This is a genomic window from Paracoccus sp. TRP (assembly GCF_000185925.1).
GTDB classification, from domain to species: Bacteria; Pseudomonadota; Alphaproteobacteria; order Rhodobacterales; family Rhodobacteraceae; genus Paracoccus; species Paracoccus kondratievae.
In genome coordinates this window covers 1-13,593 of the sequence record NZ_AEPN01000001.1, presented here as the reverse complement: position 1 = coordinate 13,593, position 13,593 = coordinate 1, and the positions used below count along the sequence as shown (strand labels likewise).

The window sequence follows — 13,593 nt, the reverse complement described above, 5'->3', positions numbered from 1 at the left end:
TACGGCCCTGCGGGGATCGTGTCAACGATGTCGCAGGAATTATAGCGCGGCAGCGGCGGCGATTTCCACTGCGAAGGCGCCGTTCATACCTTCAAGCGCGGTATTCGTCATCGCGATCACGCAGCGGCGGTTGAGAGGGTCGATGATCCAGTTGTGGCCATAGATACCACCCCAGCTGAGGCAACCTTGCGGCAGGCCGATCCCCGCTGCCGCTGCATCGGTGATCACAGCGCCAGCCCAGGCGTGGCCCCAGCCCGGTCCGCGCAGCGGGTGGCGCTGGTGGATACGGTTGCGATGCGCCTCGGTCCGCAGATCCTGACCAAGGAACGAACCCGTGCGCAGGGTTTCAAGCAAGGTCAGTGCAGCCTCAGCCGTGCCGGCCATGCCGCCTCCGCCCGAAGGATATGCCTGTGGATCGCGGATACGCTCGGGCAGATAGGAATAGCTGTGTTCGGGTTGCAGCGGATTGGGGATGCGGGTCAGACCCTGCATCCGTACTGGTTCGGGCCGGGCAGCGGCGTAGTTTGCGGCCAGCTCAACTGCCTCGGGGGCGTGGAAAGTGGCCTCGACGCCCAGGGGTTCGGTAACCAGCCGGGCCATGGCATCGGGCAGGGGCATGTCGGCCGCCGCCTCGATCACCGCACCCAGCACATCGGTTGCGATCGAATAGCGCCAGCGCGTGCCCGGCAGCCGGTCGAGCGGGACCGAGGTGATACGGCGCAGGTTCTCGGCCATAGAGATTCCACTGTCAGAGATCCCGTCCGACACCCCGGCCTGTGCATAGGGTCCGTCCTTGGGCTGGTTAAAGCCGTAATCAAGCCCGGCCAGATGCGACATCAGGTGATCGACAGTGATCAGCGGCTGGCGCCCGTCGGGCATCGCTGGGGTAAAACCCGGCAGCCAGCGCGTCACCGGATCATCGGGCGCAAGCCGTCCCTCTTGCATCAGCCGCAGCGCCGCGACGGTGGTGAAGGGTTTCGAGATCGAGGCATAGCGCAGCCAGGTCGATTGCTGCATCGGCTGGCCCGCTTCGCGGTCGGCAAGCCCGGCTGCACGGGCATGAGCCAGCCGCCCGTCTTCGGCCACCAGCACGACACAGCCGACGATGCGACGCCCGGCCAGCGCGCTGTCGATGGCGCGATCCACGGCGGTGACGCAATCGGCAATGCTCATTCCGTGACCCGATACTCGACCAGCTCGGTTCGTTGCAGCCATCCGAAATTATCGTCTGAAATCATGGTGATACGGATACCCTGTCCGTCATGCCAGACCGAGATACCCTCAAGGTTGTCATATTGCAGCGGCCGGGTCTCAAGCAGCACCCTTTCGTTCGAGATGGCGTTTTCGCCAAGATCAAAGCGGCGCACGCGCGAGCGAAAGCCAAGAAGACCTTTGAAGTCCCGTTCCAGCAGATAGAACCGTCCGTCGGGCCCGATATCTGCGCTGACAGCCAGCCAGTCGCCCGTGCGTGGGATCGAGAAGGGCTGGTCCCATTTCCCATTCCTCCAGCGCCAGACCGGAAACGGCCGGGTCAGCACGCCAGAGCGTTCGGGCAGGGTCAGCAGGGTTCCGTCAGGCAGGACCGCCAGCGCCTCAAGCGACGAGTTGCGCTGCATTTCCTTGAACTCGGGCGGACGGGGCAGGGGCTGGGCGGGGCTGTCGGGGGTGTCATAGCGGGCAACGCGCGTCAGCCCTTCAAAGCTGACCCAGATCGTGCCGTCAGCTGAGATGGCAAGCCCCTCGCTGTCGCCCTGCCAGCCAGGTTTCAGCGGCTTGCCGCTGCTGTCACGCAGACGTGCCCGACCAGCCAGATCCAGTCCGCGAATCCGGCCCTGAGTGTCACGCTCTATGCTGCCCCAGCGGATGGTGGCGCGGTCGGACAGTGCGGTGAAGCGTCCGCCATCGGCGCTGATTTCGATGCCCGAGAAGCCGCCGAAATCCTCATCCTCCATCCGCCAGACATAGGTTGCGACGTAATCGACCTTGGGCGTTCCCGAAGGTGTCGGGTCCGCGGCGCAGGCTGCAGAGGCAGAAAGCAACAGTGCCAGCGCAAGCCCCGGCAGGCGGCGGGGCCGCCCTGCCGCGCCGCCTGCCGGACCACCGCGCCTTAGCGGGCGGTGGCGACGACCTGACATTGACGGGGCATTTCGCTAAGCCGGTAGCTGCGGGGGTGACGATAATTGGGGTCGGGCGGAACCGGCTTGACCCGGCTGGGGTCGATGCGGTCCTTGATCCACTCAGCGGCCTCGGCGCAACCGTCGCCGGGCGGGGGCGGGTCCTGCTGCTGACAGACCGAGCCTGCCGGGCAGGACAGGCGCACGTGGAAGTGGTAATCATGCCCGCCCAACGGACGGATCTTGCGCAGATAGCTGCGGTCCCCGGTTTCGGTCTGGCACATTGCAACCTTGGCGACCGGATCGACAAAGATACGTTCGACGCGCGGATCGCGGGCAGCGGCGCGGATGATCGCCATATGGCTGCCACTCCACAGTGCCGAGGGCGCGGTCCCGGCCTTGTTCACCACCGATTGGGACGAAATCTTTTCGCGCTGCGCGACGGTCAGCTTCAGGCTTTGGGGCGGCAGCATCCAGATGTCGGCGTCAAGGCCGGACTGGTGGCTGGCATGGCCCGAGGTCATTGGTCCACCACGGGCCTGTCCCATGTCGCCGATGTAAAGCCCCTGCCAGCCGGCCTGGCGGGCGGCTTGCGACAGGCCAATCAGAAAGCTGACCAGCTCGGGATGGCCCCAGTGGCGGTTGCGCGACAGGCGCATCGCCTGCCATGTCGGACCGGTTTCCGGCAGCTGCGCGGCGCCCGAGATACAGCCCTTGGAATAGAAACCAATCGAGACGGGCTTGCCCCCGGTCGGGCCGGGCGCGGCGCCAAAGACACTGCGGGCCAGCGGGTCGGCTGCCGCGGGCTGGACCAGGCCAAACCCGGTCAGCGCCAGCACGGCGGCGGTCAGGAATTTACGGATCACTGCGCGGCCTCTCCTTTTGCTTTGACCCAGATTAGCAGAACCAGCGCCAGAATGAACATCACGATGAGCGGAGAGATGCCCAGCCGTTGGTTTCCGGTCACATCGGTCACCGTGGCGATCAGCAGCGGCGCCAGGAATGCCGTCGCCTTGCCCGACAGCGCGTACAGCCCAAAGGCCTCGGTCGCACGCTCGGGCGTGGTGTGGCGCACCATCATTGTCCGGCTGGCCGATTGCAGCGCCCCGCCTGCGCCGCCGATCAGCGCCCCGCAAAGGAAAAACAGCGCATCGGGCAGGTGCGAGCCCTCGGGCAGGGGCAGGCCCATGATCTGCTGGCGGCTCATGCCAGTGATGAGGATGCAGACCCCGATCAGGACCAGCGTACAGATGATGATCACCGGCTTGGGACCCCAGCGCCGGTCCGCGCGTCCTCCGATCCAGCTGATCACCGCGGCCGAGACCGCGCTGACCACGCCAAAGACACCGGCAAGAAACACCGGCCAGCCCAGCACCGTACCGGCATAGACGCCACCAAAGGCGTAAAGCGCATTCAGCGCATCGCGTGAGAACATGGACGAGGCAAGCCATGCTGCCAGCGACCTGCGCCACCGCAGGCTGGCAAGCAGGCGCCAAAGCTCGGTCATGGCGGTGCCAAGCTGCAGCTTTCGGCGCGGTCCCGGGGTCTCGGGCACCCAGAGGGCAAAGGGGATCATGAAGGCCAGGTACCACAGCGCCGTGAACGGCCCGACCGCCCGCGTGCCCTCGCGCAGCGCCGGATCAAGGCCCAGCACCGGTGCGATCCCCAGCATGGTGCGGCCGGTCTGGGCGTTCTCGGCCAGAAAAAGCAGCACCACAGCCAAAGAGATCACGCCGCCAAGATAACCGAAAGCAAAGCCTGAACCCGAGACGCGGCCGATATCGTCATGCGGGGCCAGCCCCGGCAGCAGGGCGTTGGTAAAGATGGTGGCGAACTCCATCCCGATCAGGCCGATCCCAAAGGACAGAACCGCCAGATGCAGGTGCGGCTGGTCGGGCATCAGGAACCACAGGCTCCATGAACCCGCCATATAGAATGCCGAAAAGATCCACACCCAGATCAGGCGCCGTCCGGTATTGTCGGCGATGGCGCCAAGCACTGGTGCAAGAACGGCGATGATGATGCCGCAGATGCCAAGCCCGTAACCCCAGAGCGACTGCGCCGCCGCCCCCGCCGCCTCGGGGGTCATGCCTTGTGCTGTGTAATGCTGGCGGGCGATCTCGGCGTAATAGACCGGAAAAATGAAGGTCATCAGCAGCGTTGAAAACGGCTGGCTGGCCCAGTCAAAGAACCACCAGCCCCAGATGCGTCTGCGCTCCATGCCGCCCCCCTTGCTCATGGGTGGCCTGTGCCGCGCCGCCCGGGCGCATAAGGCCCCAGCCGGTTCAGGCTGGCAAGTCCGGATTACGCGCGGCCTCGGGGATCGGGGGCAGGATCGGGGGCCATGGCCGCTGCGCATCCGCCGCAATCCAGGCGTGTACCCAATCCGGCAGTTCGGGACTGACGGGGTCGCGGCCCGCAGCCTCCATCAGCTTTGCCGGCGACACGATGCCCTGAGGCGAGGTGATGGCGCCGCGCAAAAGCATGTGGTTGCAGCATTCGCCCTGCCGCCACATCGTCTGTTCCATATAAAGAAAGCGCGCGTCCCAGCCGATCGTGCGTGAAACCATGGTAAAGCGGTCGAATGCCCGGATACGGCGGCGATAACGGACCGAGTTTCCGGCGACGGTGATCCCCCAGCCATTGCGGCGCATCGTGTCGATTATGCCGGTACGGATCGCCATCGGAATGCGGCCCAGATCGTAAAGCGTCAGGGTGCGGCCGTTGTTCAGCTCGATCCACGGGTCCAGATCCCAGGGCCAGCAGCGATGGGTCGAGACATGCGGGTCCAGCACCCCGATGCGGGGGCTGTTGCGGAACTTCAGCGCCTCTTTGGCAAAGCGGAGGATGGGATACATGGGCGTCTTTCTTGCCTTGCGACAGCCCGGGGCTAGCCGTGCCGCCCGGGGGCGTCAACCGGAACGCTGCGGCCATGCTTGCGCCTTGCGCAACGCGGATGCCTGCCTTACCTGTCCGGGGAACAGCCGGAAGGGGATGAAATGGGCACGCTCTACGAAGCCTTGATGCTGATACTCGACGTCGTCTGGTTCGTGATGATCGTCCACATCATCATGTCCTGGCTTATCAACTTTCAGGTGCTGAACCTGCGCCAGCCGCTGGTCTGGCAGATCTGGAGCGGCCTCAACCGCCTGCTTGAGCCGATCTATGGACCGGTGCGCGCGATCCTGCCGAACACGGGCGGGCTGGATCTTGCGCCACTGGTGGTCTTTATCGCCATCATCATCCTGCAACGCGCTCTCGCCAACAACGCTGGCTGGTTCTACGGGTTCTAGGCCATGTCGGCTGCGCCCCTGCTGCGTCAGGTCTTCGGCTTCGATTCCTTTCGGCCGGGGCAGGAAGAGATCGTCAATGCCGTGGCCTCGGGCCGCGATGTACTGGCCATCATGCCGACCGGAGGTGGCAAGTCGCTGTGCTATCAGCTTCCGGCGCTGATGCGCGACGGGCTGACGGTAGTGATCTCACCCCTGATTGCGCTGATGCGTGACCAGGTGCACGCGCTGACCGAGGCGGGGGTTGCTGCTGCTGCGCTGACCAGCGGCAATTCCGACGAAGAGAATTCCGAGGTTCTGCGTGCCATGGCCGCGCGTGAATTGCGGCTGCTTTACATGGCGCCCGAACGGCTGGCCTCGGGCGCGACGGTGCCGATGCTGCGCCGCGCAGGTGTACAGGCCATCGCGGTGGATGAGGCGCATTGTGTCAGCCAGTGGGGCCATGATTTCCGCCCCGATTATCTGCGCGTGGGCGAGCTGCGCCGCGTGCTTTCGGTGCCTTTGGCCGCCTTTACCGCCACTGCCGATGCAGAAACCCGGGACGAAATCGTCCAGCGCCTCTTTGACGGTGCGCAGCCCCAGACCTTTCTGCGCGGCTTTGACCGGCCAAATATTCATCTGGCCTTTCAGCCCAAGGACGGGCCGCGCCGCCAGATCCTTGATTTTGCCGCCGCGCGGCGGGGACAGTCCGGCATCATCTATTGCGGCACCCGCGCCAAGACCGAGACACTTGCTGCCGCGCTGAACCAGTCGGGGCTTGCCGCCACCGCCTATCACGGCGGGATGGAGGCCGATGCCCGCCGCGAGGTCGAGGCGCGTTTCCAGCGCGAGGACGGGCTGATCGTCGTCGCCACCGTGGCCTTTGGCATGGGCATCGACAAACCGGATATCCGCTGGGTTGCCCATGCCGATCTGCCGAAGTCGATCGAGGCCTATTATCAAGAGATCGGCCGCGGTGGCCGTGACGGCGCCCCCGCAGAAACGCTGACGCTTTACGGTCCCGACGATATCCGTCTGCGCCGCGGCCAGATCGACGAAAGTCTGGCCCCGCCCGAGCGTAAGGCGGCCGACCATGCGCGGCTGAATGCGCTTTTAGGTCTGGCCGAGGCGACGGGCTGCCGCCGCATCGCCCTTTTGCGCTATTTCGGCGAAAAGGCTGTCGCGCCTTGCGGTAATTGCGATATTTGCGACGATCCGCCCGAATGTTTCGACGCGACCGAGGCCGCGCAAAAAGTGCTGTCGGCCATTCTGCGCACCGGTCAGACCTATGGTTCGGGTCATATCATCGACGTGCTGACCGGGACCATGACCGAACGGGTGCAGGCCCGCGGCCATGACCATTTGCCGACCTTTGGTGTCGGGCGCGACCTGTCAAAGCCGCAATGGCAGGCGGTGATCCGTCAGATGCTGGGTCTTGATCTGATCCGGCCCGACTCTGAACGCCATGGCGGCCTTGCCATCACCCTTGCTGCTCATCCGGTGCTGCGCGGAGAAGAGCGTATCACGCTTCGCCGCGACACTATGGCCCGCGCCCGCCCGGCAGTCGTGGTGCGCAGCCAGGTTGACCCCGAGGATGAGCCGCTGTTTTCGGCGCTCAAGGCCAAGCGTCGGGCGCTGGCCGAGGCGGCGCGTGTCCCCGCCTATGTCATCTTTCCCGACCGCACCCTGCAAGAAATGGCGCGCCTGCGCCCCGGCACGCTGGATGAGATGGCGCGGGTGAACGGCGTTGGCGCGAAAAAGCTGGAAAGCTATGGCGAGGAATTCTTGCAGGTCATTGCCAAGGATGTGCCGCCAATGCATCCCGCGCGCCGCGCGCTGGCCGGGCGTCCCTCGGGCCAGCTTTTTGATCGGCTGGCCCAGGCGCAGGTCCGGCTGATGCGGGGTGAGGACGGAACGGAAAAGCCGCTTTCGGTCGGAAATTCTGCCTTGCGCCGCATTGCCGAAGACCGGCCGCGCGACCTGTCGCGCTATCTGGATCCGGCGCGGCTGGATCGTTTCGGCGCTGCATTTGCCGCCGAGATCGCCGGCGACCCCGAGTGCTGATCACCGGCCTTGCGACGGGGTTTTCCCTTTCAGCCCGGCCCTGCTGATCGCTTGTGCGACTTCCTGCCGCTATTTATGCGCGGCGGCTCGGGCACGATCCCCGGCACTGGGCATCGGGTCACCATTGGGCGGGCGGACGCCAAAGACCGCGCAGTAAAGCGCCGGGACAAAGATCAGCGTCACCAGCGTCCCGGCGATGATACCGCCCATCATGGCAAAGGCCATCGGCCCCCAGAACACCTGACGCGAGATCGGGATCAGCGCCAGACTGGCCGCCGCCGCTGTCAGCAGAATTGGCCGGGCCCGGCTGTCCGAGGCCTCAAAGACCGCGTCCCATTTGGCGTGCCCCTTGGCAATCAGCTCCTGGATTTCATGGACAAGGATGACCGAGTTGCGGATCAGAATGCCGATCAGTGCCAGAATGCCCAGAATGGCAACAAAGCCCATCGGCACGCCAAAGGGCAACAGGGTTGCAACCACCCCGATCAACCCCAGCGGAGCGGCGGCAAACACGATCAGCGACAGCCGGAAGCTTTGCATCTGCACCATGACCAAGGTCGCCATCACCAGCAGCATGATTGGCACCACGGCTGCGATCGGTTCCTGGCTTTCGGCCGAGGTTTCGACCGTGCCGCCGACCACGACTTTGACGCCGGGGGGCAAGCTGGCCTGAAAGTGCGCGACTTTGTCGGCCATCGCCTCGACCAATGTCGCGGGCTGGTCTTTGCTGGCGATATCGGCCTTGACCGTCACTGTCGGCAGGCCGTCACGCTGCATGACCAGTGGCTGTTCGGTGGCATATTCCAGTTTGGCCAGAGAAACGAGCGGGATCGGCGTCCCTGTCGGTGTCGCAAGCTGGAGGTTCTGGATCGACTCCAGCGACTCGCGATCCGCCAGCGCGCCACGTGCGGTAACGTTGATCAGAAAGATTCCGTCGCGCAGCTGGGTGATCGTGCGGCCGTTAAAGGTCCCCGACAGCGCCCCCGCGATATCTTCATTGGTCAGGCCAAGGCGGCGCGCCTGATCCTGATTGACCCGCAGCCGTACCACCCGCGCCGGCTCATTCCAGTCAAGGGTGATGTCGCGCAGACGCGGTTCGGTCGCCAGAACCGCCGCCAGCTCGCGCGCTGCGTCGCGGGCCTGATCGAGGTCCGGGGACGAGACACGGTATTGCACCGGCTTGCCGACCGGCGGGCCGATCTCAAGGTTTTTGACATAAACATCGGTGCCGATCAGCTCGCGGCCCGCGAATTCGACCAGCCGCGCCTTTAGCCGGTCGCGTGCCGCCAGATCCGGGGTCTGGATCACGATCTGGCCCATATAGGGACCGGGCGTCGGCACATCCATCGACAGAACGAAACGCGGTGCGCCCCGACCGACATAGGTCGTCCAGAACAGGGCGTCTGACTCATCAGACAGCATCGCCTCGATTTTGGCCATGTCCTCATCGGTTTTCGCGATCGAGGCATTAGCACGTTCGGTCACGTCGACGATGATCTCAGTCCGGTCAGAGGTCGGAAAAAACTGCTGTTCGACAAAGCCCATCCCCACGACCGAGGCTATAAAGACCCCAAAGGTGATGGCGATGGTCAGCCATTTATAGCGCATCCCCCGGATCAGCAGCGCATGAAACTGACGACGAAGCCAGCTTGGCTGTCCGGAATGATGGGCCATGGTTGCGGGTAGCATCGTTACGCCCAGCAAAGGCGCAAACAACACCGCGACGATCCAGCTGATGATCAGCGAAACGGCGATCACCACGAAAAGCGAAAAGGTGAACTCGCCCGCTGCCGAGCTATTCAGTCCGATAGGGATAAAGCCCGCCACCGTGACCAGCGTGCCGGTCAGCATCGGAAAGGCGATCGAACTCCACGCATAGCTGGCGGCGCGGCCGAGGCTGTCGCCCACCTCAAGCCGCGAGATCATCGTTTCGATGGCGATCATCGCATCATCCACCAAAAGCCCCAGTGCGATGATCAGCGCACCCAGCGAGATACGCTGCAAGGTGATGCCGTAGATGTCCAGGATGACAAAGGTGATCGCCAGCACCAGCGGTATGGTCAGCGTCACCACGAAACCCGCGCGCAGACCAAGGCTGATAAAGCTGACCAACAGGACGATTGCCACCGCCTCGGCCAGTGCCTGAACGAAATGGCCGACGGCCTCGTCCACGACATGGGGTTGGTCGGCGAACTTGGCCATCTCGATGCCGATGGGCAGGTTGCGCGCGACCTCGTTCATCAGCCCGTCGACCTGCCGCCCGAATTCAAGAATATTGCCGCCGTCGCGCATGCCGATCTGCAGGCCGATAGCCGGCTTGCCATTATAGCGGAAAAGCGCGCTCGGGGGGTCCTCGTAACCGCGCTGGACCGTGGCGACATCGCCGATGTTAAAGAAACGGTCGCCGACCCGCAGGTTCACCGCAGCGATCGATCCGGCATCGTCGAACTGCCCGTCGATGCGCACCAGCACCTGTTCCGGTCCAGCCTGCACGATACCCGAGGGCGAGATTGCGTTCTGCACCGCCAGCGTCTGGACCACCTGATTGTGATTCAGCCCGAGGGCCGCCAGCCGTGCCGACGAAAACTCCAGATAGATCTGTTCCTTGCGCACACCCAAAAGTGCTGTCTTGCCGGCCATGGGCAGGGCCTGAACCTGTTTGCGGATATCCTCGACCCGGTCGCGCAGTTCGCGTTGGGTAAAGCCGTCTGTGGTAAAGGCGTAGATATTGCCGAAAACGTCGCCGAAATCGTCATTGAACTGGAAGCCCTGAAATTCCTTTGGAAAATCAGGCCGGATATCCGACATCATATTGCGAACACGTTTCCAGACCTCGGGGACCTCGGGGCCTCGGATCGTGGGGTCAAGCTCAAGATAGATCACCGACTGTCCGGGCATGGTGACCGAGTGGGTGAATTTCAGTTCATCAAGCTCTTCAAGCTTGGTCTCGATCCGCGTCGTGACCTGATTAAGCGTGTCCTCAATAGTCGCCCCGGGCAAAGAGGCGCTGATCACCATGACCTTGATGGTGAAATTCGGGTCCTCTTCGCGGCCAAGGCGCAGATAGCTCAGCGTTCCTGCCACCATCGAGATGATCAGCAGGAACCACACCAGCGAACGGTGATGCAGGGCCCAGTCGGAAAGGTTGAAGCGACGTTCTGTCATGGTGTCACGCTGCGGCCTACGGCCTGACCTTCGCTAAGGGATCGGATGCCGCGGATCACGACCTCTTCGCCCGGGGAAAGACCCGAGGCTACGGTGACATACCCGTTAAGCGGTGGGCCGACGGTCTTAATAGCGCGCAGCGAGACGGTGCCTTCCCCGGTATTATTCTGACGGGTGACGACCCAGACATGGCTGGCACCGTCCCGCTCCAGGATGGCCGTTTCGGGCAGGACAAGTCGCGAGGCACCCGCCCCGGCAGGACGCGCGCGGACCAAAGCGCCCAACCGCAGATCCGCATCCTCTTGCAGCTCCAGATGGATGCGCCGGGTCCGGGTTACAGCATCCGCGACCGGCTCAATCTGCTCGACCGTGGCGGTCAGGATGCGATCGGGTTCGCGTTCCGACCAGACCTCATAAGGATCGCCGGTCCGGATCCCGGAAAGAACGGCATCGGGCAGATCGATCATCGCCTCGATCCCGTCCTGCGTGGAAAGCCGCACCACAGGTTCACCCGCACTGACGACTGCGCCGGCATTGGCGAACACCTCACTGATCACCCCGTCGAAGGGCGCGCGCATCACGGTAAACCCTTCGGCATCGCGAGCCCGGATCAGCTCTGAACGTGTCTGTTGCCGGGCCGCCTGGGCCGTGGCAAGTGCACGCTCGGCCTGTTCAAGCTGCGCGGCCGTGGCGACATTGCGTTGCGCCAGCGCCCGTGTCCGCTCGGCTGTGGCCAAGGCGGTGCTCAACTCGACCTCGGCGGCTTCGGCGGCGGCTTCGGCGGCCCGGACATCCCCCTGAAGGTCGTCAGGATCAAGCGTGGCCAGCACTTGCCCCTGCTTAACAATATCGCCGATATCAACATTGCGCGCCGTCACCCGGCCAAGCGTCTGAAAGCCCAGCATCACCTCGATCCGGGCGGTGATGACCCCGGGGACCGAGTGGCCGGAGCCTTCGTCATCGCTGACAAGAATGCTTGCCACCGGGCGGGGCGCAGTATCGGGCTGGAGTTGCGTTTTCTGCCAGGGCAGGGAAAAAGCGGCCACTTCTCCGGCCAGTACGGCAAATGCCAAAAGCATCGGGATCAGGGTTCTTGGCATCATTCCGACTGCTCCGTAACAGATGCATCGGCGACCTCTCGCCCGGGATAGAGGATTTGCGAGCCGGCACCGACCACGGTCTGTCCCGGCTCGACCCCGCCGCTGAGGATGATGATACCATTAGCGAAACGCTCGATCTGAACCGGGGTCAAAGAGACCCGATTATCATCGCCCACCAGCCATACCGCGGGGCTGCCATCGGCAGCGGTCAGAGCGGTCCAGGGCACGGCAATGCCGGTGCCAGCCGGATAGTGCACTGCGCCCCGAACCGCAGCGCCCAGCAGCGCGACATTGGCCGGTGCATCATCGATTTCGGCCCGCACGGTGACCGAGCCGGTGGTCGGATCGACCAGCGGAGCAATTTCGCTGACCTTTGCCGTCATGCGCAGGTCAGGAAGGTCGATGCCATACAGGGTGACAGGTGCGCCGATCGCATCGCGCAGCAAGGGGGTATCAGGTGCCTGAAATACGGCCTCTCTGCCGGTTTCGGAAGCCAGTGAGATCACCGGCTGGGCCGTTCCGGCGATCTGTCCCGGTTCGGCCTGTCGCGCGGTCACGATGGCATCGGCCGGGGCATATATCACCGTATCCTCAAGCGCGCGTTTAGCCTGACCAAGAGCGGCGCGGGCCTGCTCCAGCCCGCCGCTTGCTGCTGACAGGGCCTGACTGGCCGCATCACGTCCGGCAAGTGTGCCGACCCCGCGGCTGAGCATCGCCTCGGCCCTTCCCAGCGCCTGGCGGGCCTGCGCCTCGGTTGCCTCGGCAGAAGCTACGGCCGCCTGTGCGACGCGCAGTGCCTGTTCCTGTTGCAAGGGGTCGGTTCGCGCGAGCGCCTGTCCCTTGATGACATGGTCGCCTTCATGCACCAGCACCTCGGTCACGCGCCCGCCCAGCCTGAAGCCAATATCGACGCTGTCGCTTGCGTGGATGGTGCCAGTGAGGGCTGCGTCAAAGGTCAGTTCGGTTCGTTCAACCTGAACGAATTCGACCCGCAGTGGCGCCTGGGCCCAGCCCGGCCCGGCGAGAAGCAGCAGCGCAAAGATCGGTATGGCCCGGTTCGGCATGACTGTCCCGTCGCTAGTTTCTGAATTGGTGCCTAAAACCTGAGGTGGTGAAAAGCCCCAGAATGAAATGACCTTACGGAGAAGCAGCCATAGCGTAGTCCTGATTGGTTAGGTTGATCCGGAATTGCGCTCTCCCGACGATAATCGCTGCGTCACATAGTGGTCCTATTGATAGCTGCGCACCAATGCGGCTGCGATCATGCCCCAGCCGTTCACGACGACAAAGAACGCCAGCTTGAAGGGCAGCGCAACAACCACCGGCGGCACCATCATCATGCCCATCGACATCAGCACGGCCGAAACCACCAGATCGATAATGAGGAAAGGCAAGGCGATCAGGAAGCCAATCTCGAAGGCGCGCTGAATCTCGCTAAGCATGAAGGCGGGGATCAGGACCGACAGACGATCTGGCGCAGCTTGTGGGTCAGGCGCAACCTCTGCCAGCGTTGCAAGCATTCCGGGGTCGGTCCGATGCTCCATAAAGCCGCGAAACGGAATGATGCCGCGTTCGAACGCCTGTTCGATGTTGATCTGGCCGTCGCGTAATGGGGCGCCGGCGACCTCCCATGCTTCGGTCAGCACCGGGTTCATCACAAACCAGGTCAGGAACATCGCCAGGCTGACGATCAGCATATTCGGTGGAGATTGCTGTAGCCCCAGTGACTGGCGCAGGATTGACAGCACCGTCACGATAAACGGAAAGCAGGTCACCATGATGGCGATGCCAGGTGCCAAAGATAGGGCCGTCATCACCGCCAGCAGGGTGATCGCATGGCGTCCGACGCCACCGGTGTTGATTTCCGTCGAGACGTGACCC

11 protein-coding genes are annotated in these 13,593 nt (G+C 63.9%); 2 read left to right on the top strand and 9 right to left on the bottom strand.

The window, feature by feature from the left end; genetic code table 11:
• Window positions 1-39 precede the first annotated feature (39 nt).
• The 5 genes from PARACOCCUSGL_RS0100055 to PARACOCCUSGL_RS0100035 all read right to left on the bottom strand — a co-directional run bounded on the left by PARACOCCUSGL_RS0100055 (window position 40) and on the right by PARACOCCUSGL_RS0100035 (window position 4,972).
• A complete protein-coding gene (locus PARACOCCUSGL_RS0100055; RefSeq protein WP_010391797.1) occupies window positions 40-1,173 on the bottom strand; it encodes a serine hydrolase in 1,134 nt (377 codons plus the stop codon).
• Window positions 1,170-2,135 (bottom strand): esterase-like activity of phytase family protein, encoded by a 966-nt coding sequence (locus PARACOCCUSGL_RS0100050; protein ID WP_010391795.1) that lies wholly within the window; start codon window positions 2,133-2,135, stop codon window positions 1,170-1,172. Before PARACOCCUSGL_RS0100050 ends, PARACOCCUSGL_RS0100055 begins: the two co-directional genes overlap by 4 nt.
• Window positions 2,108-2,980 carry a penicillin-insensitive murein endopeptidase gene (mepA, locus tag PARACOCCUSGL_RS0100045; RefSeq protein WP_010391793.1) on the bottom strand — a complete coding sequence of 291 codons (873 nt, stop codon included), beginning with the start codon at window positions 2,978-2,980 and terminating at the stop codon, window positions 2,108-2,110. Before mepA ends, PARACOCCUSGL_RS0100050 begins: the two co-directional genes overlap by 28 nt.
• Window positions 2,977-4,335, bottom strand: coding sequence for an MFS transporter (locus PARACOCCUSGL_RS0100040; protein WP_010391791.1), 1,359 nt, complete (start codon window positions 4,333-4,335; stop codon window positions 2,977-2,979). The genes mepA and PARACOCCUSGL_RS0100040 overlap by 4 nt, the downstream gene beginning before the upstream one ends.
• Window positions 4,336-4,399: 64 nt before the next feature.
• Entirely contained in the window at window positions 4,400-4,972 is a 573-nt protein-coding gene (locus tag PARACOCCUSGL_RS0100035) for an acyl-CoA thioesterase (RefSeq protein ID WP_010391790.1), read from the bottom strand.
• 141 nt (window positions 4,973-5,113) lie between these two features.
• On the opposite strand from PARACOCCUSGL_RS0100035, the gene PARACOCCUSGL_RS0100030 reads away from it, so the two are divergent.
• Complete coding sequence (locus PARACOCCUSGL_RS0100030) at window positions 5,114-5,407, top strand: YggT family protein (RefSeq protein ID WP_010391789.1); 294 nt, start codon at window positions 5,114-5,116, stop codon at window positions 5,405-5,407.
• A gap of 3 nt (window positions 5,408-5,410) precedes the next feature.
• Entirely contained in the window at window positions 5,411-7,447 is a 2,037-nt protein-coding gene (gene recQ, locus PARACOCCUSGL_RS0100025) for a DNA helicase RecQ (protein ID WP_010391787.1), read from the top strand.
• A gap of 69 nt (window positions 7,448-7,516) precedes the next feature.
• Here recQ and PARACOCCUSGL_RS0100020 read toward each other — a convergent pair whose 3' ends face one another.
• From PARACOCCUSGL_RS0100020 to fliP, 4 genes are all read right to left on the bottom strand, one after another.
• The gene (locus tag PARACOCCUSGL_RS0100020; protein ID WP_010391785.1) at window positions 7,517-10,612 is read right to left on the bottom strand and encodes an efflux RND transporter permease subunit; all 3,096 of its coding nucleotides are present in this window, start codon (window positions 10,610-10,612) and stop codon (window positions 7,517-7,519) included.
• Window positions 10,609-11,715 carry an efflux RND transporter periplasmic adaptor subunit gene (locus PARACOCCUSGL_RS0100015; protein ID WP_010391784.1) on the bottom strand — a complete coding sequence of 369 codons (1,107 nt, stop codon included), beginning with the start codon at window positions 11,713-11,715 and terminating at the stop codon, window positions 10,609-10,611. Before PARACOCCUSGL_RS0100015 ends, PARACOCCUSGL_RS0100020 begins: the two co-directional genes overlap by 4 nt.
• Window positions 11,712-12,776 (bottom strand): efflux RND transporter periplasmic adaptor subunit, encoded by a 1,065-nt coding sequence (locus PARACOCCUSGL_RS0100010; protein WP_010391783.1) that lies wholly within the window; start codon window positions 12,774-12,776, stop codon window positions 11,712-11,714. Before PARACOCCUSGL_RS0100010 ends, PARACOCCUSGL_RS0100015 begins: the two co-directional genes overlap by 4 nt.
• A 165-nt stretch (window positions 12,777-12,941) precedes the next feature.
• A partial coding sequence (gene fliP / locus PARACOCCUSGL_RS0100005) for a flagellar type III secretion system pore protein FliP (protein WP_010391782.1) occupies window positions 12,942-13,593 on the bottom strand: 652 nt, incomplete at its 5' end.

Coding starts and splice junctions, on each gene's coding strand:
- PARACOCCUSGL_RS0100035 (WP_010391790.1), bottom strand. CDS start 4,972: ATGTATCCCATCCTCCGCTTTGCCAAAGAGGCGCTGAAGTTCCGCAAC.
- PARACOCCUSGL_RS0100040 (WP_010391791.1), bottom strand. CDS start 4,335: ATGGAGCGCAGACGCATCTGGGGCTGGTGGTTCTTTGACTGGGCCAGC.
- PARACOCCUSGL_RS0100015 (WP_010391784.1), bottom strand. CDS start 11,715: ATGATGCCAAGAACCCTGATCCCGATGCTTTTGGCATTTGCCGTACTG.
- PARACOCCUSGL_RS0100055 (WP_010391797.1), bottom strand. CDS start 1,173: ATGAGCATTGCCGATTGCGTCACCGCCGTGGATCGCGCCATCGACAGC.
- PARACOCCUSGL_RS0100020 (WP_010391785.1), bottom strand. CDS start 10,612: ATGACAGAACGTCGCTTCAACCTTTCCGACTGGGCCCTGCATCACCGT.
- recQ (WP_010391787.1), top strand. CDS start 5,411: ATGTCGGCTGCGCCCCTGCTGCGTCAGGTCTTCGGCTTCGATTCCTTT.
- PARACOCCUSGL_RS0100050 (WP_010391795.1), bottom strand. CDS start 2,135: ATGTCAGGTCGTCGCCACCGCCCGCTAAGGCGCGGTGGTCCGGCAGGC.
- PARACOCCUSGL_RS0100010 (WP_010391783.1), bottom strand. CDS start 12,776: ATGCCGAACCGGGCCATACCGATCTTTGCGCTGCTGCTTCTCGCCGGG.
- PARACOCCUSGL_RS0100030 (WP_010391789.1), top strand. CDS start 5,114: ATGGGCACGCTCTACGAAGCCTTGATGCTGATACTCGACGTCGTCTGG.